Source organism: Peribacillus sp. NPDC046944, assembly GCF_050272735.1.
Classification (GTDB): Bacteria; Bacillota; Bacilli; order Bacillales; family DSM-1321; genus Peribacillus.
On the sequence record NZ_JBNNML010000012.1, the window covers coordinates 19,985 to 41,881 of the forward strand.

Genomic DNA, 21,897 nt, shown 5'->3' on the forward strand with positions numbered 1-21,897 from the left:
AGGGGTAAATTATGAAAAAAATTATTAAGAACGGCACTATAGCAACGGCTGCAGATACGTACCAAGCAGATATTTTGATTGAAAATGAAGTCATTACAATGATTGGTAAAGACCTATCAGCCGAGGGAGCTGAAATCATTGATGCCAAGGGCGCACTAATATTCCCAGGGGGTATAGACCCACATACCCATCTAGATATGCCGTTTGGTGGGACGACCACGAAGGACGATTATGAAACGGGAACGATTGCAGCTGCATATGGGGGCACGACGACGGTCATCGATTTCTGCTTAACGGAAAAGGGGGAGCCTTTAAAGAATGCCATTGAAACATGGCACAAGAAAGCGGACGGCAAAGCCGCCATCGATTATAGCTTTCATCTCATGATCAGTGAAATCAATGATGAAGTTCTGGCTGAACTGCCAAGCATCATTGATGAAGAAGGGATTTCTTCCTTTAAAGTGTTCATGGCATACAAAAATGTTTTTCAAGCAGATGATGCAACGCTTTATCGGACTTTGCTGCAGGCGAAAGAACTTGGTGCCCTTGTCATGGTCCACGCAGAAAATGGAGATGTCATCGATTATTTAACAAAGCAGGCACTCGCAAAGGGACAGACCGATCCAATTTATCATGCCTTAACTAGACCTCCTGAGCTTGAAGGAGAAGCGACCGGAAGAGCAGCGAAGTTGACGGAAATGGCGAATGGACAGCTTTACGTCGTTCATGTCACTTGCGAAGATGCGGTTGAGAAGATTACTGAAGCAAGAAATAAGGGCGTCGATATCTGGGGAGAAACATGTCCTCAATATCTGGTGCTGGATCAAAGCTATCTTGAAAAGCCCAATTTTGAAGGGGCCAAATACGTATGGTCGCCACCATTGAGGAAGAAGAAGGATCAGGATGTGCTATGGAATGCTTTAAAGACAGGCCAGCTGCAAACCATAGGCTCTGATCAGTGTTCCTTTGACTTTAAAGGACAAAAGGACTTGGGTCGGGACGACTTTACCAAGATTCCGAACGGTGGACCGACTATTGAAGACCGAATGAGTATCCTTTATTCAGAGGGAGTCAAAAAAGACCGCATCACCCTGAATCAGTTTGTCGATATTACTTCTACAAGAGTAGCCAAGTTGTTTGGTTTATTTCCACAAAAAGGAACGATTGCAGTTGGATCGGATGCCGACCTTGTTATCTTCGACCCGAAAGTGGAGCGGACCATTTCCGCTGAAACCCATCATATGGCTGTAGATTACAATGCTTTTGAAGGACTGGAAATTACAGGTGAACCCGTTTCTGTCTTATCTCGTGGTCAGTTCGTCATTCGTGATAAACAGTTTGTAGGGGAGGCTGGTAAAGGGCAGTTCTTGAAGCGGGCTAAGTATAATACGTCGCTTGAGTCGGTTTCAGAGAATAAGCTTCCGGTCTAAAGTTATCATGGATATTTAAAGCAAATTAAAGGGGGATTTTATGGATGAGCGAAAATAAGGATTATTTAAAGTCTCCCGATTTGCTGCCTATACCGCATAGAGAGAAGAACATTAGCGCAGTAGGATTTGGCTTCATCTGGGTGGGGATGGCTGTCGTATTGGCCGCCTTTGCCATTGGAGGGAATGGGGTCCAAAGCCTATCGCTTGGTTGGGTCGTACTTGCGACAGTAATCGCCTGCGTAGTTCTTGGCTTCTTGATGACAATGACAGGGGATATAGGCGTTGAACATGGAATTTCATTTCCTGTATACATGAGGGCGCCTTTCGGAACGATTGGCACTCATATCCCTTCACTTGTCAGGGCGTTTGTTGCCTCTTGCTGGTTTGGATTGAACACTTATTTCGGTGCTACTGCGATGAACGCTATCTTTGCCACTCTTTTTAACTTTAATAATTGGTTTATCTGCTTTTTGGTTTTTGCCATTTTGCAATTAGTCAATACAGCCATGGGAATCAAGTCAATCGAACGGTTTGCCGATTTGGCAGCCCCAGTTATCATCTTGATTTCCGGCTGGATGTATTTTACGCTTTCTGACCAAGCAGTCGCACAAGGTAGGGAAGTCTGGTCATGGATTGAGAGTCCGGCAACCGGAGGGGCGGCTGTAACAGCTTTCATGGTCGTCATCATGTCGAATATGGGGTTTTGGGGAACGTTGACCGCGGATATGCCGACACTTTCCCGTTTTATAGAGGCACCAAAAAATGAGAAGAACTGGTTCAAACGCAATAAAGGGCAGATTATAGGGAACGTTATTACCTATCCTATTACCCAAACCTTCATGGTTATTATCGGAGCCGTTTCTTACATGGCCGTTTCCAATTATGATCCTGTTGTTGCTATACAGGGGTCAGCCAGTGGCATTACCCTTGGTGTTCTATTACTAATGATCGTTTTTGCTCAGTGGTCAACGAATACTTCGGCTAATGTTATTCCGGCAGCAACCATCTTCTCGAATGTAATGGGACCAAGAATGCCGTTTTGGTCGGGAGTTGTGGTTGCGGGAATCATTGGAATCGTTGTTCAGCCATGGAGCCTTTTCGGTATCATCATTGAGGTTTTGTTAATTGTCGGTGGGATTTTAGCCTCCATTGTGGGTATTTTGGTGGCTGATTATTACTTTCTTCGTAAGCGCCGTGTCAATGTACCAGAACTATATGAAAGTGAAGGGCAATATAAGTATAAAAACGGTGTAAATTGGGCGGGAATCATTGCCTGGATCATTGGTGGAAGCGGGGCAACGATTTTTTCCAATTACTCATTTATAGTCGGTTTTATACTCGGAAGTGCAACCTATTATGTACTGGCTAAATATTGGTGGTTCAAGAAGTACGAACAGGCAGAGATTATAGATCCGAGCGATGAGAAATATTTAGGAATCTCCGTCGGCAAGGATTGGGATATCGGAAAGAGAATGGTTGACGAAGAAGAGGTACTGAATATGCCTTTAGGCGGGGAAAACGTTAAATAAGGAGGAGTGGGACATGTCTGAATACCAAGAGTATCGCTTAGAAAGGGAACAAATTGATTTTTTACTTGAACGAGGGTACAGAATCACCCGGGTTTCTGAAAACTTAAGTGGCGCTTTCCTTGATTTCGAATTGATTGAAGGAACGAAGCAGGAATGGAAGCAGTTGAATATCAAGACTCCAGAAGGCAGAAAATATTTCTCAACATTGCTTTTTAAAAAACTAAATTAAAAACATGTATCCCCTAAGGATGTAAAGCTGTTAAGCTGGCCTATTTTCAGTTGAATAGGTCATTTTTTATGTTCATTTATGAATAGATAGTAAGAATATGAAGAGGGAAACTACTAGGAATGAAATGCATAGCATGATTTCTACAAAAATAACTGAAAATTTTGTATAATTTTGACGTTAGTTATTATGTCCAGTATCTGGAGATTTACAGACAGTCCGTTTATAATAGGTTTTATAGCTATAAAAGGATGGTGGATGGATGAATACGTCGATTACAATTGAGGAAATTCTAACGCGCAGGCATTTTAACCGGACGGATGTGGTCGGAGGCGAAGGTGGGTTAAAACGCCAAGTCAAATGGGTCCACTGTTTGGAAGTCACCCAAATCAGTCACTTGTTAAATGGAAACGAACTAATTCTTACCACCGGTCTGGGGTGGAAGGATTCAGATAGTACATTCCTTTCTTTTTTAAATCAGCTCATTACATGTAATGCGGCAGGACTCTGTATAGAGATGGCTACCCATGCCATGGCCATTCCACAGAGTGCGATAGACCTTGCAGACGAGCAAGGCTTTCCCCTCATTTTATTTAATCAGGAAGTTCCTTTTGTTGAAATTACTCAGGACATTCATTCCTTAATCATTAATAAACAGTATCAGATGATCTCCAACCTAGAAACCTACTCACAGCAGTTGAATAAAAAACTCCTCGAAATTGACCATTATGAACCAATTCTAAAATTTCTTCATTCGTATTTAAATGTTCAGGTGCTGTTTATTCCCAATGAGAATGATATAGCCTGTATTCCAAAAATAAAGAAAAAACTCATCCAGCAATTGTTAGCCGAAGTATATGAAAAGCAAAATTTAAGTAAATTCGTTCTGAAACAAAGGATTCGTGTCCTTGGTGAAAATTATGCGGAACTGGTCATTTATAGTAGTAATCGAGAATTGACCGACTTTGATTCCCTTATCTTGGATCGAACGGCTACGGCTTTAGCTCAATATCTATTACGTGAAATCTATTTAGAGGAAAAAAAGATATCTGAAGAGAGCAAATGGCTAACGAACTGGCTCGAAGGGGAATATAGTGATGAAGTCATCCGGGAGCAACTATCTTATATTGATCCGAAGATGCAATTGGAAGGCGGCATCGTATGCATTTGCAAACAACACTCAAGGTATAATAAAGGTTCTGCTAAACTAGAAGGGACTTATTTTAAAATCCTGTTTAGATCCGTTTTTGAACAATATGGATTTCAGATTTTCTCTATGGAAGTACACCAACATCTGGTCTTTATTTTAGGGGATAACCGTTCACCTGGAGATTGGAAAGAGAGAGTGACGGGGGCCCTGGATCGAATCAGAATGATGGATGCTACGGGTCGCAACCGAATGAATGTGCTTTCAATAGGGTTTGGGAAATATGTTCAAAAGTTAAGTGAAATTTACAAGAGTTATGAAACGGCACGTGAGACCTTGTTGCTTCAGGAAACATTAACTGAGGAAAGCAGAAGCTATTTTTATCAAGATTTACATATGTATCGAATGATTGCGCTCATTAACAAACATGGAAACTTGGAAGAAACCGTATATGAATATTTAGGTCCTGTCATTGAGTATGACAGACGAAATAACGGGGAGTTAATGCCAACCTTGAAAACGTATCTTGCCTGTAATGGATCTAAACAGGAGACATCCAAACAATTATTTATCGTAAGACAAACACTTTACCACCGCCTTGAAAAGTTAGAAAGGCTATTAGGTGCCAATTTCATGAAATCTGAACAACGACTCGGCATTGAGTTCATGATTTTTGCTTTAGATTATTTGAAACTTCGCAAGACGAAGGTAAACGGAAAAACAGCGGATGGGTTTGTGGAAAACTGAAATGTAAAAAGCAGATGATAATAGGGTGTCTTATGAGGCATCCTTTTTATTATGAATAAAAATTTCGTCGCAGGTAGGGGATAAGGTTCTATAAAAAATATGCTGACATCAAAGAGTTGGCCTTTACAGCTTTTGATGTCAGCGGCTTTTCTTATTATTCATCTTTTTTAGAAAGGCAGTGGTCACATTCCACGAGGTAGGATTCAGCCTGTTCCATAATTTGATCGCCGCATTCGGTGCATTGCTTGGGTGGAAGGGTCCGGAAGAATTCCATTGGATTTTTAGTTTGCATGATAGGTGGTACCTCCTTCTTGTTTTTTAATAGTTTTCGCTTTTAGAAAGGCAGTGGTCACATTCCATCAAGTAGGATTCAGCTTGTTCCACGATTTGCTCCCCGCATTCGGTGCATTGCTTGGGTGGAAGGGTTCTGAAGAATTCCATTGGATTTTTAGTTTGCATATTTGTTCCTCCTTTTAGTTGTTTAGTAGTCTTCGCTTTTAGAAAGGCAACGGTCACATTCCATCAAGTAAGATTCGGCGTGTTCGACGATATGGTCGCCACACTCTGGGCAATATTTGACAGGGATACTGTTGAAAAATTCAATGGATTTTTTAGTTTGCATGGTGGTTTCCTCCTTTATAAGGTCTTTTCTATTTTTAAGACTTATTCATTCTTCACGTTTAGAAAGGCAGCGATCGCATTCCATCAAGTAAGATTCTGTTCCATCAAAAAGGGTTTCACCACATTCGGTACATTGTGCTAATGATTGGTCTTTCATGTTTTCTAATTGACTCGTTTGCATGTCACACTCTCCTTTCTGTAGTACAGTTTTTAATATCTATCTGTTGTTATAATACAGTATATACCCGATGGTTAAAAAAGTATAGGCATTTCACAGAAAATTTAAAAATATTCCCAAAATAGTATGGAGAATCCTATTGTAACAAGGGTTTTCTGTGATATATTTTATTATTTTTTTCTTTTTAACTAAACCTGATTACTACGTTTACCTAAAAAGTGGGATTGATGGGATGGAGCGTCCAAGACTAAATAGATTAATTTATACAACAGAATAGTACAGAGGATTTTTGCTAGTACGGGGGTGAGATTCGAAGGGTTTTCTAAGATTTTGGCTCATCGATGGGGTTATTTTCGCAAAAGAATGGGAAATTGGTTTTAGCATTTTAGTAAAGAGGTAACTTGTTAATAGCAATAAATAACAGGAGGTCACTTATGTCTAAAAAAGTTATGGTCATTATTAACCCATCCTCTGGAAAAGAAAAAGCAGGAGAAATTTTGCCCAATGTGGAAAAGGTGCTTGGAGATATTTATGAACAAGTAGTGGTTCGGAAAACGAAGGGCGAGGGTGATGCTTCGCGGTTTGCAAAAGAAGCATGTGAAGGGAAATATGATGCCGTAATTTCAATGGGGGGAGATGGTACGGTAAATGAGACGGTCAATGGTCTCGCGGAACAGGAGCATAGGCCCATATTAGGGATTATCCCACTCGGAACAGTGAATGACTTTGCTAGGGCACTTAATATACCGTTAGACCCTATCAAAGCAATGGAGATGTACACAAAATCTGCGGTTAAAGAAGCGGATATCGGTAAGATCAATAATCGGTATTTCATGAATGTATTGGCGGTCGGGGCTATTGCAGAGGCTACCTATAATGTGAGTGTGGAGCAGAAAACGCGTCTTGGCTCACTATCTTATTTTTTGGAAGGAGCAAAGACGTTAGTCAAGAAGACACCATTCCCTATAACTGTGGAACATGATCATGGAAGGTGGACCGGTGAGACTTATTTACTGTTTGCTACGATGACAAATTCTGTCGGTGGTTTTGAACAACTTGCACCAGAGGCGGAAGTGAATGACGGGAAGTTGCACATATTTATCATTAAAGATCTTTCTCTTCCACTCCTTGTAAAAATTATTCCAAGTTTATTAAGGGGAGAGATTAAGCATCACGATGAAATCGAATATATTCAGACCTCTAGGCTTCACGTTTCCACTTCGGAGGACCTTGGGGTTAACATTGATGGGGAGAAGGGCGTCCAAATGCCTTTTCAGGCAGCCGTATTGCATAAGCACCTGCGTTTATTCGTACCGGAGCATCCTGAATGAAGGGATGAATAGATTGCGCATACTAGAAAAGCTAATAGCTGTTCGACCAATTTGGCCGTACGGCTTTTTTTAGTATGTCTAAGCTACATCATAAAAGGGATCCGTGAGGTATTTGTGCCAGGCCACTACTGCATTTTGAACCTGTGGATCGTCGGGTCCATGGATCATTTCCTTCTATATAAGGTTCGGTAGATGACCTCGTGCGATTTCAATCGATACTTTTAGTAGTTGTTTATTCTTTGAAACGTTTCGGCGACCATCTTTTTAAGTTCATGGGCTTCTTTAACACATTTCTTTTGGCTTGCACTTTTCAGACATAGTACAAAAATCAAACATCTATTCTATGTCCGTAGTGCTTGCCCCTTCTATTTTCAAAAGTGTCCGTTCAATCATTTTTATCTCTTCAATCTATCTTGAGGGAGGAGGTCTTAGTGTCTAAAGGTTACCCATTCAGAACATAGCGTATAGCCAGAAGAGGAAAGGGTTTCGGACTTAAGTATCATAGAGCTCAAAAGGTTTTAGTGAAAAAAATCGATAACTCATCATAATTCAAGGGAAGTATAGTTAATGAATGAACGGAGGGGGTATATTATGGTACGCTTATAGTTATGAAAATAGTTAAGAAAGGAAGTTGAATGTTCGTATGGAGTTTTTTCTTGTTATATTAGCGCTTCTTATCTTAATTGGAGCGTCTAATGTAATCAATCATTTTGTCCCTTTTGTACCGGTGCCGTTAATTCAAATAGCACTGGGTGTCGTAATAGCACTCTTACCTTTAGGTATACATATACAAATGGAAACAGAACTCTTTTTGCTTCTGTTTATAGCACCGCTTTTATTTAACGATGGTAAAAATGTGCCTCGTACAGCCTTATGGAAGTTGAGGACACCGATTCTCATGCTTGCTTTAGGCCTCGTGTTCGTCACCGTTTGGGCTGGAGGATATCTTATTAACTGGATGATTCCTTCTATCCCATTGCCTGCTGCATTTGCATTAGCGGCCATCCTTTCTCCTACGGATGTTGTCGCGGTCAGTGCTTTGGCTAGTAGGCTTAAGTTACCGAAAAGTATCATGCACCTTCTTGAAGGGGAAGGGTTAATGAATGATGCTTCAGGTCTGGTAGCTTTTAAATTCGCTGTTGCGGCTACTGTCACGGGGGTCTTCTCCCTGGTCGATGCAACATTTAGTTTTATTTTGATAGCTATTGGGGGATTTGTAGGTGGGGCTGTTTTGTCCTTCATTATTATCAGGCTACGTGTCATCATTCGCCGGTTGGGTATGGAAGATGTAACGATGCATACGTTGATCCAAATCCTAACACCTTTTATCATTTTCCTCGTTGTGGAGCATTTCCACCTTTCAGGCATTTTAGCGGTTGTGGCAGGAGGAATTGTTCATGCCATAGAACGAGATCGAGAGCTATCACCAACAGTCGAATTGCAGGTCGTATCCAAGAGTACGTGGTCTGTCATTCTATATGTATTAAATGGTTTGGTATTCGTTCTATTAGGTCTGCAAATTCCTAGCGTGGCCAAGATCATATTCCAAGATCCAGCATTCCATAATGGACAAGTGATTCTCTATATTGTAGTCATTACTCTGTTCCTATTTATCCTAAGATACATCTGGATTACTGCCGCTTGGTCAATCGGTTGGATGACGTATAAATCCGGTGTCCAAAAACCGGACTTCATGGCAGCAGGAATCATTACCATTTCCGGAGTACGCGGAGCGGTTACACTAGCAGGGTCTTTTTCGATTCCCTATATATTAGCGGATGGAAGTCCATTTCCGGAGCGCTCGTTAATCATCTTCATTGCAGCGGGCGTCATATTACTTTCTTTGATCGTTGCAAGTGTCTTCCTTCCTATCGTGGCCCGAACAGAGGAAGAAGAAGTGGTGGATAAGCAGGCTGATAAGCTAAAATTGGCTACCATTCATGCACATCAATCGGCGATTAAAACTGTGGAGTCTCAAATGACGGATGAAAACCGGGAAGCGGCTATGTCCATTATTTCGAGATACCATACGAAAATCAATGCGCTTTCCTATGTTGAACAGGGCAAAAGTTCAAATACAATTGGAGAAGAAGAAAAAGAACTTCGCTTTAAAGCTCTTGAGGCGGAGAGGAAATTCCTGGACCAACTCATTAAAGAGGAGAAAGTAGATAGGGAATCCGCTTATATTTGCTTGGAATATATCCAACGTATGGAAGGGGCAGTCACTAATCGGATGAAATTCCGTTTTTACAGGTCCTTGACACTTTTCAGACGATCGATGTTAAAGGTGTTTAAACTATTCTTCCCGAATAAAAAAGAAATAAGAAGAATCAATTTGGAGAGACTAGAAAAGGTGAAAGACCTTAAGATCAGGATGTATAAAGTGGCTATCCAAGAGATACAAGCAGGCATTACACCTGAAAACCATGAGACCTCTTCCATGATCATCGAAGAGTATAAATTACTTATTTTGAGATACAAAAGAGAAAATAAAGGGCGTAAACCTAGTAAAATGGTCAATTATGAACGAGAACTATTTTATAAGGCGATTCAGGCAGAACGTGACGACGTTCAGGAAATGTTTGAAAAAAGAAAAATACCAAGGGATGTTGCCAATAGAATCCGGCAGCAAATCAATTTACGCGAAGCACTTAGTATCAACGAAAACAGTCATTGACCATATTCAGGATAAGCACGGTCGAATTAATCGACCGTGCTTTTTCGGTGCGCTTGGAGGAGTTTCAACCGTAGAGAAAAGGAAAAGATAAAACAAAGCGAGTGGGATATCGATAAGGAACATTCGCACACCATCAAGTGATTGGAATTTGTCTGAAATGTTACAGCCGGTTCAAAAGTCCATGTTGAATTCGTGGCTGTTTTAATTTCCCTTCTGCCTTATGGTACACTTTGTTTATTGATAAGTATGCTAATAGAGGTGTGAAAATATGAAAACAGTTGTAGTCATTGGCGGAGGAATTACAGGGTTGTCGACCATGTATCATTTACAGAAGGTCGTGAAAGCGGATAACCTTCCCGCAAGATTAATCCTGATAGAAGGAAATGATACATTAGGCGGTAAAATCAATACGATTCATGATGGTGCTTTTAAGATGGAGGCGGGTGCGGATTCGATTGTTGCCAGAAAACAACATGTAAAACCATTTATCAAAGAATTGGGTCTTGAAGATGATGTGGTCTACAATGCCACAGGAACATCATTCATCCATACGGACGGGAAACTGAAGAAAATACCTGAAGACGCTCTATTCGGTATTCCGATGAGCCTGGAGTCCTTGGCAAAAACCGAACTCATTTCTCCACAGGGTAAGGTGGACGCGTTAAGAGATTTTTATACAAAAAACGAGACGTTTACGAAGAATGATTCAATCGGTTTATTTCTGGAAAGCTTTCTGGGTAAGGAACTCGTTCAGAAGCAGATTTCTCCAGTTTTATCTGGCGTTTATTCAGGTAAGTTACATGACCTGACCATTGCCAAGACATTACCGGAAATGTTGGATTATAAAAATGAATATGGGAGCATCATCCGCGGCTTATCGGAGAATAAGGATAAATACAGGAGCAAGGGGAACAAAAAGTTCCTTTCGTTTAAGAATGGTTTATCGATGTTGGTTGAACGGTTGGAAGAACTCCTCGATTGTGTGGACATTTTAAAAGGGAATCCGGTTGATAGAATAAGGAAAAATGAAGAGCGCTATACGGTTACCTTGGTAAATGGAGAAACCATCGAGACGGATTTCATCGTTCTAAGTACGCCACATACGACTACGCAAAAACTATTGGGCGACACTGAACTGGACCAGGACTTTGCCGGATTGCTTAATAGTTCGATGATCAGCATATACCTTGGATTCGATATCCCCGACAGTACACTGCCTGATGGAACAGGATTCATTGTCGGTGAAAATAGTGATTTGATGTGCAATGCCTGTACCTGGACTAGTCGGAAATGGGAGCATACTTCAGAAAATAGCCAGTTGCTAGTCCGGCTCTTTTATAAAAGCTCCAACCCTGATTATGATCGGTTACAGTCATTATCGAAGCAAGAATTAATACAAGTGGCATTAGGGGATATTAAAAAAAGCTTGGATATTTCTGAGTATCCTGTATCAAGCGAAGTTACGAAGTGGCAGGACAACATGCCGAATTACCACATTCAACACCCTTACATTGTTCAATCCCTAGAGCAGAAAATGAAAGCGAACTATCCGAATGTACTTCTTGCAGGTTGCTCATATTATGGGGTAGGGATCCCTGATTGTATTACGGATGGAGAGAAAAGGGCCCAGGAGATTGCGGCCAGATTATGATGAAAAAGGACTGCCGAAAATGGCGGTCCTTTTATTATGCACATCTTTCGGCAGAATGGATTGGGCATCTAAACGGGTAAACTTTCATTAAACGATTGATTAAATACTGGTAAGGATACAAGAGTCAGCCTTCCTTTTTCCCAGTTGTTGGCGGACTATCTAGCCATCTCATCGTAACGGGATTTTTTCCTTGCATTACCGTTGAACTTTTACTTAATTCCTGTATAATAAAGACCGTTAAATTAAAATTAAATTAAACTTAAAGTTTACTAATACAAAACTTTATTGACTGTAAGTTTACTATTCCTAAACGGATTGAGGTAATACTATGCATATTGGCAAAAAGATTAAAAATCTCCGTTTAAAAAAAGGATTGACTCAGGAAGAGCTGGGAGAGAGAACGGATTTAAGTAAAGGGTATATCTCGCAGCTGGAAAGAGATTTAAGTTCACCTTCAATAGAGACTTTTTTTAATATCCTTGAAGTACTTGGCTGCACTCCAAAAGACTTCTTTGATGAAGAGGAGCAAGTTCAAAAGGTAGTGTATGAGGAAGAAACGCAAACCTTTTTCATTGATGAAGAGCGCGGTTATCAGATTCAGTGGCTTGTACCAGAATCCAATGAAAAAGAAATGGAACCGATTCGGCTGACACTTCAGGAAAAAGGGGAGTTCAAGCAGTTTGAACCCTCGTTGTCAGAAACCTTTGGATATGTATTGAGTGGCAGGGTGATTGTGAAGCTTGGTACACATACCTATTTTGTAAAAGCTGGGGAATCCATTTACTTTCATGCATCCGATGAACATCAAATCATCAATGATTTTGATGGGGCATCCGAATTACTGCTGGTGGTGACGGAATCATATTTATAGAATTTAGTGATTGCAAACGCTTGTCTATTTGAAAAGTAGAACATGCGGTTCAATGGAAAGAGGGAAGTCTCTATGGCAAATGAAAAGATTATACGGTTTGAAAATGTTACGAAGCAATTCGATGACGATACAGTTGTTCTGGATAATGTCAGTTTTGAAATTGAAAAAGGGAAGTTTTATACACTACTGGGTCCATCGGGTTGTGGTAAGACGACCATCCTACGATTGATAGCAGGGTTCACGGAAGCTTCAAAAGGTGATATTTATTTTGAGGGTGAAAAAATCAACAATGTTCCGGCCAATAAACGTCAGGTCAACACGGTTTTTCAAGACTATGCCCTATTTCCACATTTGAATGTGTTTGAGAATGTGGCATTTGGACTTCGGATTAAAAAAATGAAGAACGCCGACGTCGAGGTTAAGGTGAAAGAAGCCCTAAGTTTCGTGAATTTGGATGGCTATGAAAAACGCGAAATCAGGGAGATGTCAGGCGGTCAGCGTCAGAGGGTAGCGATTGCACGGGCGATTGTGAATGAACCGGAAGTCATTCTTCTAGATGAACCATTATCAGCCCTGGATTTAAAACTGCGTACCGAAATGCAGTATGAATTGCGGGAATTGCAACAAAGACTTGGCATTACTTTTATCTTCGTCACTCATGACCAAGAAGAAGCGCTAGCGATGTCAGACGAAATTTTCGTCCTTAATAAAGGGAAAATCCAACAAAGCGGAACGCCTATTGATATTTATGATGAACCTTTGAATCGCTTTGTTGCCGACTTTATTGGCGAATCCAATATCGTAAAAGGAAAAATGATTGAAGATTACCTTGTCGAGTTTGTAGGGAGACAATTCGAATGTGTGGACCAAGGATTGAATCGTAATGAAGCCGTGGAAATTGTCATCCGACCTGAAGACTTAGAGATTACTTCAGTCGATCGAGGGAAACTGCAAGTTCGGGTGGACTCTCAGTTATTTCGTGGCGTGCACTATGAAATCAGCTGTTATGACCATGATGGAAATGAATGGCTAGTCCAGTCGACGAAAAAGGTGACCGTCGGGGATGAAATCGGTCTATATTTTGACCCAGAGGCCATACACGTCATGCGTTTGGGAGAAACAGAGGAAGAGTTCGATAAGCGTTTAGAAGCGTACCATGGTGGAGAAAGCCATGAAAAATAAGTTTTCTAGAAATATTTACTTTATCCCTTATATCTTATGGATTGCATTTTTCGTCATTGCGCCGATACTACTGGTTCTGTATTATTCCTTTTTCGATATCGAAGGCAATCTGTCGTTAATTAACTATCAAAAGTTCTTCACTCCCGTTTATTTGAAGATGACACTCAGTTCGTTTTGGTATGCCTTTTTAATTACAGCGATCTCGCTATTAGTAGCGTATCCAACAGCGTATCTTCTGACCAAGACCAAACACAAGCAACTTTGGCTGCTGCTGGTCATTGTGCCATCATGGATCAATCTGTTATTAAAAGCCTATGCGTTCCTTGGCATATTCGGCACATATGGCATGACGAATGCCTTTTTGGAAGCGATAGGAATTGGAAAACAACAGATACTCTTTACTGATTTCAGTTTCATATTCGTTTCCGTTTATATTTTTATTCCATTCATGATTTTACCAATATTCAATGCGTTGGACGAAATGAATCCGACTCTTGTAGATGCGGCTAATGATTTAGGCGCATCACGTTGGATGACTTTCCGACGCGTGATATTCCCGTTAACGATCGATGGCGTTAAGACCGGCTGCCAGGTTGTTTTCATCCCAGCCCTTTCACTGTTCATGCTGACAAGGCTAATTGCTGGAAATCGGGTCACTACGCTCGGAACTGCAATTGAACAGCATTTCTTGGTGACCCAGGATTGGGGAATGGGTTCTACCATTGCCGTCTTTTTAATCATTATTATGTTCCTGATTATGTTCGTAACGGGTAACCGAAAGCAGGGTGTGTAAATTGAGAAAAAAACTATCGCCGTTATCGAGGGTTTTCCTTGTCCTGATTTTTCTGGTACTCTATGCGCCGATTTTCTTTTTAGTCTTTTATTCGTTTAACAGCGGTGGAACGATGTATGACTTCGAGAGTTTCACGCTGGATTGGTATAAGGAGCTTTTCCAGGATACAAGGCTGTTGATCATTGTTTTAAATACGCTTGTGATTGCCTTATTGTCGGCGCTAATCGCCACGATTATCGGGGTCATCGGTGCTATTGGGATCCGTTCTTTTACAAACAGCCAAATGAGGAATTCATTCTTATCCCTCAATAACGTCCTGATTGTAAGTCCAGATGTCATTATTGGTGCTTCCTTTTTGATTCTTTTCACAATGGCTGGCATCAAGCTTGGGTTCTACTCGGTACTGCTATCACATATCGCTTTTAGCATTCCAATTGTTGTGTTACTGGTGCTTCCAAAGCTTCAAGAAATGAGCCCTACCTTGATTGATGCAGCCCGAGACTTAGGGGCGAGCCGATGGAATGTAATGTCGAAAGTCATTCTGCCTTATATTTCACCGGGTATTTTTGCCGGTTTCTTTATGGCATTGACTTATTCACTGGATGATTTTGCGGTTACGTTCTTTGTAACGGGTAATGGATTCTCTACTTTATCAGTGGAAATTTATTCATTGGCCCGCCGTGGGATTTCCTTGAATATTAATGCGTTATCGACCTTGCTATTCTTTGTCACACTAATATTGGTCGTTGTCTATTACTTTGTTACGCAGCGAGTCAAGCATACAGGAATGGGGGGGAAAAGATGAAGAAGATTGTCCAAATGTTCCTAGTCATTTCAATCACCTCTGCCTTGCTGTTATATGTGACATCGAAGTTGAACTCATCGCAAGGGTTTACAAGTAGCGATACACTGACCATTTATAATTGGGGAGACTATATCGATACGGATTTGATTGACCGATTCGAGGAAGAAACCGGAATCAAGGTCATTTACGAGACATTCGATTCGAATGAAGCAATGATGACAAAGATTGAACAGGGCGGTACCACCTATGACGTGGCTATTCCGTCCGAATATATGATTGATAAAATGCGTAAAGAAAATCTGTTGATTCCACTGGATCATTCCAAGCTTCCAAATTTGAAAAACATCGATGAGCGATTTATCGATTTACCTTTCGACCCGGAAAACAAGTTTTCGGTCCCTTACTTCTGGGGCACCGTTGGGGTTGTTTATAATTCCAAGATGCTTGGGGGAAAAGAAATAACAAGCTGGGAAGACTTATGGGATAAAGATTTGAAAAATCAAATCCTTTTGACGGATGGTGCTCGTGAAATAATCGGCATGGGTCTAAACTCGTTGAATTATTCCCTAAATGATACGAATGAAAAACACCTTCAAGAAGCGAAAACGAAGCTTGATAGCCTTACTCCAAATGTAAAAGCGATTGTTGGAGATGAGAGCCGCATGCTCCTGGAAACGCAGGAAGCAGCTATTGGAATCGTCTGGTCAGGAGTGGCCTCCGAAATCATGGCGGAAAACGAAGCCCTTGAATATGTGGTGCCCAAAGAGGGATCGAACTTATGGTTCGATAATATGGTCATCCCAAAAACAACGAAAAACGTGAATGCGGCCCATCAGTTTATTAATTTCATGTTAGATCCCGAAGTGGCTGCACAGAATGCGGAATATGTAAGCTATTCCACTCCGAATAAAGCAGCCTTGAAGTATTTACCGGAAGAAGTAGTGAAGGATGAGAGGTTCTATCCATCTCCTGAACTGACTGATAAACTAGAAGTGTACGAAAACATCGGAAAGAAAAATCTGGCCCGTTATAACGACCTTTTTCTAGAATTCAAGATGCATCGCAAATAAATGGAAGCCTGGTTTGAGAAGGTGTTGTCCTCCTTCTCGGACCAGGCTTTTTTTTGCATAGTAGATAAGTCGCCCACTGGATAAGCCGGTTTCCTTTGATACTCTAAAATGTCGGTGGAGAAAAAATTATGTTAGTATAATCATTAAGAGCAGAGTGAAGAGGAATCTTAAGATATTCTTAATAATTTCCTGCTATTATAAAATGAAAAATCAAGGGAGAGAGAATATGAATTTATTGAAAAGCACGAAGACATATGTATGGGCAGGCGCCATATTAATTATCGCCGCCATCCTAATATATGCAATGGTAGTCTCTACTGATAAGACAGTCGCGAGCGTAGGCGGAGAGAAAATTAAAGAGGCAGAGCTACAAGATACGCTTGTCAAAAATTATGGAGCAGAAACGGTCGATCAATTAATCACTGATAAAATCGTTGAATTAGAAGCAGATAAGGAAGGCATTAAAATTACAGAGAAAGAAATCCAAAAAGAAATCGATACCTTAGCTGAATCATACGGTGGAGAAGATGCTTTAAAAGAGCAATTGGAAGCGAGCGGTTCTTCCCTAGCGGCATTGAAACAAGACATCGTGGTTTATCTTCATACGAAAAAATTAGTTGAACCTAGGATTACTGTTACTGATGATGAAATCAGCGCGTATTTTGAAGAAAATAAAGATACGTTTGCCCAAGAAGAACAAGTGGAAGCTAGTCATATTTTAGTGGAAGACAAAAAGACAGCGGAAAAAGTAGAAAAAGAACTTGCTGCTGGCGGAGACTTTGCTGAGCTGGCAACCAAGTATTCCACTGATGCTGGAACGAAGGAAAAAGGCGGAAGCTTAGGATACTTCGGAAAAGGTAATATGGTTAAAGAATTTGAAGACGTTGCCTTCAACATGGACGTTAATAAAGTCAGTGACCCGGTCAAAACGGAGTATGGATACCATATCATAAAAGTTACGGGTAAAAAAGAAGCTAAAAAAGCGAATTTAGAAGATAGCAAGTCAGAAATCAAAGAAGCGCTTCTAAATAATAAATTACAAGAAGAATACACGGTTTGGTTAGCAGAAGTGAAGAAAGATTACGATATAACGAATAAATTCGAAGCAACGAAATAAGATACGAGGGAAAATGGTGCAAAATCGGTAACATACGATTTTGCACCATTTTTTGTTTATATACGATTTTGTGAGATGAAATCTGGCGATATTTCAATTGTTTTTAGTGGTTTTACGGTGTTAAAATTAATCGATATGAAGAAAGGTTTACATAAAATGGACATGTTGACGGGCTATTTTACAAGGTATACGGAATGGGTGATGGAAGAAAGTTTCATGTGAAAATAATGTTAAAGCCTTTAAACCAATAGGAACTGTTTTAGAAAGAAGGGGAAGGCAAGTGAAGTCGTTAAGAAAGTTATTGCCCTATCTGAAGCCATATACGCTGTTTGCGATTTTAGCACCGTTATGTATGTGTATAGAGGTAGCGATGGATTTACTACAACCCACTATGATGCAGCATATCATTGATGAGGGAATAGCCAACCAAGACAATGTGTATGTGACCAAACTAGGCTTTTTGATGCTGGGAGCTGCAGTGATTGGACTGATAGGTGGATTGGGTTGTACCGTTTACAGCACGAAAGCCGCTGTTCATTTTGCTTCAGATGTACGTAGGGATGTTTTTTGGAAAACAGAACTTTTTTCTAGTAAGAATACTGATTCATTCGGGACAGGTAAGCTGATCACGATTGTGACAAATGATATTACCTCTGTGCAGTCTTCTCTTATGATGACCTTACGGATATTTGTCCGGGGGCCGCTCATGTTTATTGGGAGTGTCATTATCGTCTGGGTGACAGCACGTGAATTGTTTCCGGTATTAGCGGTCGCTGTACCTGTTTTGATGGTCGCCATTATTTATTTTTCCTCACAGGCAGGGAAGTTATTTAAACGGGTTCAAGAAGCCATGGATCATGTGAATACAAAGCTCCAGGAGACACTGAGTGGCATCCGGGTCATTAAGGCATATGACCGCCAGGAATTTGAAAAGGAGAGTTTCAAGGAGTTTAATGATAAGCTGACGAAACGAAATGTAGCGGCAGAGCAGACCATTATGGCCTTAATGCCCATTTTGTTATTTGTTATCAATTTGGGTGTGGTGGCTGGTATGTGGATGGGTGCAATCAGGGTAGAAAACGGAACGATGCAGGTCGGTGTCATATTAGCTTTCATCAACTACTTGAATATCATCATGAACGGATTGATGTCGAGTAGTCACGTCTTGATGCAGATCACGCGCTCCTTTCCTTCGGCAGACCGGATTCAACAAGTGTTGGATACGGAAATTGATATTAATGAACCTTCCAAACCAGCATCTGTTCAGGCAAGGACGGGGGATGTGAAGTTTGAACGTGTGAATTACAGTTATAGCAAAAATGGTGAATATGTGATTAAAGATATTAGTTTTCATGCCCGAGGAGGACAAAAGATAGGTATTATCGGTTCAACAGGCAGTGGGAAGTCCACCCTCGTTAAGTTGATTCCGCGTTTATATGATCCTGATACCGGTACGATTACTATTGATGGCATCCCTTTACAGGATTATCCTCTAAAAAGCCTAAGGGGTGAGATTGGGTATATTCCTCAAAGGGCCTCGCTGTTTTCCGGAAGCATTGAAGAAAATCTACGGTTCGGAAAAGAGGAGGCGGGGACGGCAGATATGGAAGCAGCGACTCAATCCGCGGCCGCTCTTGATTTTGTTAAGGGCTTTGAGGGGGCATTCTCGTATAGGCTGACTCAGGGTGCCAACAATTTGTCAGGTGGGCAAAAGCAAAGGTTGTCTATTGCAAGGGCCTTTATCCGAAAGCCTAGGATCTTGATCTTGGATGACTCGACGTCAGCGATAGATGCCCTATCGGAAGCAAAGGTCCTACAGGCGTTGAAGCGGGAATTTACCGATTCGACGGTGTTCATTGTTTCATCCAAGATATCTTCGATTATGGATGCCGATCAGATTCTTGTGATGGATGACGGAATGATTGAGGCGAAGGGTACTCATGAAGAACTACTCGCCAAAAGTCGTGTTTACCAGGATATTTATCGGACGCAAAGCGGAAGGGAGATAGCTCCCCATGAATAAGCAGATGAATCAACCTCCAGTATCAGATGTGATGGGGAAAGCCCGCGGACCAAGAGGATTTGGTGGTCCGGTCGTTCAAGCAAAGAATAAAAAACAGACGGTTAAAAGGATTTGGCAGTATGTAGAGAAGCAGAAAGCGGGTTTGATCATATCGATTTTATTTGTGGTGCTCTCGACATTACTTGGTCTATCAGGACCTTATCTGATTGGAAGAATCATAGATCACTATATTATTCCGAAAGATATTACGGGTACGGTAAGAATGCTAGGGGTACTTGCAGCTGTCTATATCGGATCGTCTCTGTTCACCTGGATGCAGACAGCCATCATGATAAATGTATCGTTACGGACCATTCGAACGCTGCGTAAAGACTTATATAATAAATTTCACACGCTTTCCTTACGATTTTTTGATAACCGGGTTCATGGAGATTTGATGAGCCGGGTGACGAACGATATTGATCAATTGAACAATGCATTAAGTCAAAGTGTCATCCAAATTTTTAATTCGTTGCTCATGATTGCCGGTGTGACGATAGCGATGTTCTCCATGAATGCAATTTTAGCGGTGGTAACCCTACTGATTGTCCCGCTGATGATACTGACGACTAAAAAGATCATCAAATACAGCAGCAGTAACTTCATAAAAAGGCAACGTGACTTAGGGGAGTTAAATGGGTTCATCGAGGAATCCATTTCAGGAACGGAAGTCATCACTTTATTTGGAAAAGAAGAAAAGGTCTTCAGCCAGTTTTCCACCGTTAATGAGAGGCTTCGCCGTTCTTCAATGGCCGCTGATACAGTTTCCGGGTTCTTGGGGCCAATTAATAACTTCATTAACAACATCGGCTTAGCTATTGTCATCGGTGTCGGTGCTTTGATGGCCGTAAAGGGAACGGTCACGGTGGGACTCATTGCCGCTTTTGTGACCTACTCCCGGCAATTTTTCCGACCAATCAATCAACTGTCCAGTCTACTAAATACCTTTCAATCAGCCATTGCAGGAGCCGAACGTGTATTTGAAATCTTGGATGAAACGCCTGATATGAAGGATAAAAAGGGTGCAATACCCGTCGATGCCTTTAAGGGGGATGTAGAGTTTACAGATGTCCATTTTGGCTATTCCAAGGATCAACCGATTCTAAAGGGAATTAACTTTACGGCATCAGCCGGGCAGACCATTGCCCTTGTTGGTCCGACCGGATCGGGGAAAACGACGATTATTAATTTGCTATCCCGGTTTTATGAAGTGGACCAGGGTCAAATCAACATGGATGGTCGAAACATACAAGACTATAAAATTAGTGATTTACGAAAGAAAATCGGTATTGTTCTCCAGGATACTTTTCTATTTTCGGGGACCATTTTAGAAAACATCCGATATGGCCGGTTAGATGCAACGGATTCCGAAGTGATTGAAGCGGCTAAGGTTGCTTCGGCACATGGCTTCATCAAACACTTGCCAGATCAGTATCAGACCCGGATCACAACAGGCGGTTTGAATTTAAGTCAAGGGCAAAAGCAGCTTTTGGCCATAGCCAGGGCCATCTTGGCGGATTCGGATGTGTTGATTTTAGATGAGGCGACATCGAGTATTGATACAAGGACGGAAATTGAAATCCAAAAAGGAGTGAACCGCTTGACGGAGGGGCGCACGAGCTTCGTCATCGCCCACCGATTGAAAACAATAGAAACCGCCGACAAGATTTTGGTTATAAAAGATGGTGAAATCATCGAAATGGGTACCCATCACGAACTTATGATGAGTCGAGGGTTTTATAAGGATTTGTACGATAGTCAATTCAATATTTAGTACGAAAAAAGAGCAGAGTTTTCTCTGCTCTTTCTTTATGTGTTAGAAGTTGGATGAGATGGATTTTTCATTTGATAGTTGGGATTTGGTGACCATTTCATCGCTATCTTTTTCGCCTTTTTTATTATCTTCCTTTTCCGTTTTCAGGGATTGTGCAGGAGTTTCCTTCAATTGCTTCCCAGCCACTACGACTTTGGAGCTAATGTCCTTCAATTCACTTGTTGCATCTTTCGCTGAACCGAGGGCGTTGGTGGAAATCTCTTTCACTTCCGATACTTTTCCTACGACTTCTTCATTAACGGTTTCATATAGGGTTTCAACGTCACTGATTGCCTCTTTGATCGTTTCGGTTGCACCCTTAACGCCGGATACCATTTGTTCCTTCACTTCACCGGGATTTTGTTTTACCTGTTCAATCATATTCATGGAATTGTCTTTTAAAAGAACTGCAGAACGTTTCATTTTATTTCTTGTGTTCGAGTCCAATAATGTTAAGGCACCGCCGACAATTCCTCCGATAATAATACCTTTTAGTAGTTTGCTATTCGATTCGTTTTGATTATTTGATTGAGTCATCTATACTTCCTCCTTTAAGAATGGTTAGTATGTTCTTACTTTCTTGTTTCCCTAATTTTCCATGATTTAAACGGATAACAATAAAACTGTCATCTAATTGACATATTAAT

General features: G+C 41.1%; 20 protein-coding genes. 15 read left to right on the plus strand and 5 right to left on the minus strand.

Annotated elements, in window-relative coordinates:
• Positions 1–11 precede the first annotated feature (11 nt).
• The 4 genes from hydA (at position 12) to ACQKIC_RS17960 (ending at position 5,079) form a co-directional block, all read left to right on the plus strand.
• Positions 12–1,430: a dihydropyrimidinase gene (hydA, locus tag ACQKIC_RS17945; protein ID WP_402875561.1), complete on the plus strand. Its 1,419-nt coding sequence runs from the start codon at positions 12–14 to the stop codon at positions 1,428–1,430.
• Positions 1,431–1,474: 44 nt separating this feature from the next.
• A complete protein-coding gene (locus ACQKIC_RS17950; RefSeq protein ID WP_402875563.1) occupies positions 1,475–2,959 on the plus strand; it encodes an NCS1 family transporter in 1,485 nt (494 codons plus the stop codon).
• A 13-nt stretch (positions 2,960–2,972) separates the two neighbouring features.
• Positions 2,973–3,188 (plus strand): hypothetical protein, encoded by a 216-nt coding sequence (locus ACQKIC_RS17955; protein ID WP_402875565.1) that lies wholly within the window; start codon positions 2,973–2,975, stop codon positions 3,186–3,188.
• A 259-nt stretch (positions 3,189–3,447) separates the two neighbouring features.
• A complete protein-coding gene (locus tag ACQKIC_RS17960) occupies positions 3,448–5,079 on the plus strand; it encodes a PucR family transcriptional regulator (RefSeq protein WP_427592088.1) in 1,632 nt (543 codons plus the stop codon).
• Between the two features lie 154 nt (positions 5,080–5,233).
• Here the strand turns inward: ACQKIC_RS17960 and yhfH (ACQKIC_RS17965) are convergent, their stop codons facing one another.
• Genes yhfH (ACQKIC_RS17965) through yhfH (ACQKIC_RS17980) form a run of 4 tightly spaced genes read right to left on the minus strand, consistent with a single transcriptional unit; the run spans position 5,234 to position 5,881 of the window.
• On the minus strand, positions 5,234–5,371 hold the full coding sequence (yhfH, locus tag ACQKIC_RS17965; protein ID WP_402959257.1) for a protein YhfH: 138 nt from the start codon (positions 5,369–5,371) through the stop codon (positions 5,234–5,236).
• A 26-nt stretch (positions 5,372–5,397) separates the two neighbouring features.
• Positions 5,398–5,538 carry a protein YhfH gene (gene yhfH / locus ACQKIC_RS17970; protein WP_402959255.1) on the minus strand — a complete coding sequence of 47 codons (141 nt, stop codon included), beginning with the start codon at positions 5,536–5,538 and terminating at the stop codon, positions 5,398–5,400.
• Positions 5,539–5,560: 22 nt separating this feature from the next.
• Entirely contained in the window at positions 5,561–5,701 is a 141-nt protein-coding gene (gene yhfH, locus ACQKIC_RS17975; protein ID WP_427592087.1) for a protein YhfH, read from the minus strand.
• Between the two features lie 45 nt (positions 5,702–5,746).
• The gene (gene yhfH / locus ACQKIC_RS17980) at positions 5,747–5,881 is read right to left on the minus strand and encodes a protein YhfH (protein WP_402875574.1); all 135 of its coding nucleotides are present in this window, start codon (positions 5,879–5,881) and stop codon (positions 5,747–5,749) included.
• Positions 5,882–6,312: 431 nt separating this feature from the next.
• Here yhfH (ACQKIC_RS17980) and ACQKIC_RS17985 point away from each other — a divergent pair, with 431 nt between their 5' ends.
• The 11 genes from ACQKIC_RS17985 to ACQKIC_RS18035 all read left to right on the plus strand — a co-directional run bounded on the left by ACQKIC_RS17985 (position 6,313) and on the right by ACQKIC_RS18035 (position 21,211).
• The gene (locus ACQKIC_RS17985) at positions 6,313–7,209 is read left to right on the plus strand and encodes a diacylglycerol/lipid kinase family protein (RefSeq protein WP_427592086.1); all 897 of its coding nucleotides are present in this window, start codon (positions 6,313–6,315) and stop codon (positions 7,207–7,209) included.
• A gap of 643 nt (positions 7,210–7,852) precedes the next feature.
• Entirely contained in the window at positions 7,853–9,886 is a 2,034-nt protein-coding gene (locus tag ACQKIC_RS17990; RefSeq protein ID WP_402875650.1) for a Na+/H+ antiporter, read from the plus strand.
• A 268-nt stretch (positions 9,887–10,154) separates the two neighbouring features.
• On the plus strand, positions 10,155–11,537 hold the full coding sequence (locus ACQKIC_RS17995) for a protoporphyrinogen oxidase (RefSeq protein ID WP_427592085.1): 1,383 nt from the start codon (positions 10,155–10,157) through the stop codon (positions 11,535–11,537).
• A gap of 328 nt (positions 11,538–11,865) precedes the next feature.
• Positions 11,866–12,408 carry a helix-turn-helix domain-containing protein gene (locus ACQKIC_RS18000; RefSeq protein ID WP_402875580.1) on the plus strand — a complete coding sequence of 181 codons (543 nt, stop codon included), beginning with the start codon at positions 11,866–11,868 and terminating at the stop codon, positions 12,406–12,408.
• A 72-nt stretch (positions 12,409–12,480) separates the two neighbouring features.
• The gene (locus ACQKIC_RS18005) at positions 12,481–13,590 is read left to right on the plus strand and encodes an ABC transporter ATP-binding protein (RefSeq protein ID WP_403125207.1); all 1,110 of its coding nucleotides are present in this window, start codon (positions 12,481–12,483) and stop codon (positions 13,588–13,590) included.
• Entirely contained in the window at positions 13,580–14,383 is an 804-nt protein-coding gene (locus ACQKIC_RS18010; protein ID WP_402875586.1) for an ABC transporter permease, read from the plus strand. The genes ACQKIC_RS18005 and ACQKIC_RS18010 overlap by 11 nt, the downstream gene beginning before the upstream one ends.
• 1 nt (position 14,384) lies before the next feature.
• Positions 14,385–15,188: an ABC transporter permease gene (locus ACQKIC_RS18015; RefSeq protein WP_402875588.1), complete on the plus strand. Its 804-nt coding sequence runs from the start codon at positions 14,385–14,387 to the stop codon at positions 15,186–15,188.
• A complete protein-coding gene (locus ACQKIC_RS18020) occupies positions 15,185–16,258 on the plus strand; it encodes an ABC transporter substrate-binding protein (RefSeq protein ID WP_402875589.1) in 1,074 nt (357 codons plus the stop codon). The genes ACQKIC_RS18015 and ACQKIC_RS18020 overlap by 4 nt, the downstream gene beginning before the upstream one ends.
• 226 nt (positions 16,259–16,484) lie before the next feature.
• A complete protein-coding gene (locus ACQKIC_RS18025) occupies positions 16,485–17,375 on the plus strand; it encodes a peptidylprolyl isomerase (protein WP_407406621.1) in 891 nt (296 codons plus the stop codon).
• A 280-nt stretch (positions 17,376–17,655) separates the two neighbouring features.
• Positions 17,656–19,398: an ABC transporter ATP-binding protein gene (locus ACQKIC_RS18030; protein WP_402875591.1), complete on the plus strand. Its 1,743-nt coding sequence runs from the start codon at positions 17,656–17,658 to the stop codon at positions 19,396–19,398.
• 31 nt (positions 19,399–19,429) lie between these two features.
• Positions 19,430–21,211 carry an ABC transporter ATP-binding protein gene (locus ACQKIC_RS18035; protein ID WP_427592096.1) on the plus strand — a complete coding sequence of 594 codons (1,782 nt, stop codon included), beginning with the start codon at positions 19,430–19,432 and terminating at the stop codon, positions 21,209–21,211.
• Positions 21,212–21,253: 42 nt separating this feature from the next.
• Here the strand turns inward: ACQKIC_RS18035 and ACQKIC_RS18040 are convergent, their stop codons facing one another.
• Positions 21,254–21,787, minus strand: coding sequence for a YtxH domain-containing protein (locus tag ACQKIC_RS18040; RefSeq protein ID WP_402875593.1), 534 nt, complete (start codon positions 21,785–21,787; stop codon positions 21,254–21,256).
• Positions 21,788–21,897 lie beyond the last annotated feature (110 nt).

Bases quoted from the DNA above. Each gene is read 5' to 3' on its own strand.
- hydA (WP_402875561.1), top strand. From the start codon at position 12: ATGAAAAAAATTATTAAGAACGGCACTATAGCAACGGCTGCAGATACG.
- ACQKIC_RS17950 (WP_402875563.1), top strand. From the start codon at position 1,475: ATGAGCGAAAATAAGGATTATTTAAAGTCTCCCGATTTGCTGCCTATA.
- ACQKIC_RS17955 (WP_402875565.1), top strand. From the start codon at position 2,973: ATGTCTGAATACCAAGAGTATCGCTTAGAAAGGGAACAAATTGATTTT.
- ACQKIC_RS17960 (WP_427592088.1), top strand. From the start codon at position 3,448: ATGAATACGTCGATTACAATTGAGGAAATTCTAACGCGCAGGCATTTT.
- yhfH (WP_402959257.1), bottom strand. From the start codon at position 5,371: ATGCAAACTAAAAATCCAATGGAATTCTTCCGGACCCTTCCACCCAAG.
- yhfH (WP_402959255.1), bottom strand. From the start codon at position 5,538: ATGCAAACTAAAAATCCAATGGAATTCTTCAGAACCCTTCCACCCAAG.
- yhfH (WP_427592087.1), bottom strand. From the start codon at position 5,701: ATGCAAACTAAAAAATCCATTGAATTTTTCAACAGTATCCCTGTCAAA.
- yhfH (WP_402875574.1), bottom strand. From the start codon at position 5,881: ATGCAAACGAGTCAATTAGAAAACATGAAAGACCAATCATTAGCACAA.
- ACQKIC_RS17985 (WP_427592086.1), top strand. From the start codon at position 6,313: ATGTCTAAAAAAGTTATGGTCATTATTAACCCATCCTCTGGAAAAGAA.
- ACQKIC_RS17990 (WP_402875650.1), top strand. From the start codon at position 7,853: ATGGAGTTTTTTCTTGTTATATTAGCGCTTCTTATCTTAATTGGAGCG.
- ACQKIC_RS17995 (WP_427592085.1), top strand. From the start codon at position 10,155: ATGAAAACAGTTGTAGTCATTGGCGGAGGAATTACAGGGTTGTCGACC.
- ACQKIC_RS18000 (WP_402875580.1), top strand. From the start codon at position 11,866: ATGCATATTGGCAAAAAGATTAAAAATCTCCGTTTAAAAAAAGGATTG.
- ACQKIC_RS18005 (WP_403125207.1), top strand. From the start codon at position 12,481: ATGGCAAATGAAAAGATTATACGGTTTGAAAATGTTACGAAGCAATTC.
- ACQKIC_RS18010 (WP_402875586.1), top strand. From the start codon at position 13,580: ATGAAAAATAAGTTTTCTAGAAATATTTACTTTATCCCTTATATCTTA.
- ACQKIC_RS18020 (WP_402875589.1), top strand. From the start codon at position 15,185: ATGAAGAAGATTGTCCAAATGTTCCTAGTCATTTCAATCACCTCTGCC.
- ACQKIC_RS18025 (WP_407406621.1), top strand. From the start codon at position 16,485: ATGAATTTATTGAAAAGCACGAAGACATATGTATGGGCAGGCGCCATA.
- ACQKIC_RS18035 (WP_427592096.1), top strand. From the start codon at position 19,430: ATGGGGAAAGCCCGCGGACCAAGAGGATTTGGTGGTCCGGTCGTTCAA.
- ACQKIC_RS18040 (WP_402875593.1), bottom strand. From the start codon at position 21,787: ATGACTCAATCAAATAATCAAAACGAATCGAATAGCAAACTACTAAAA.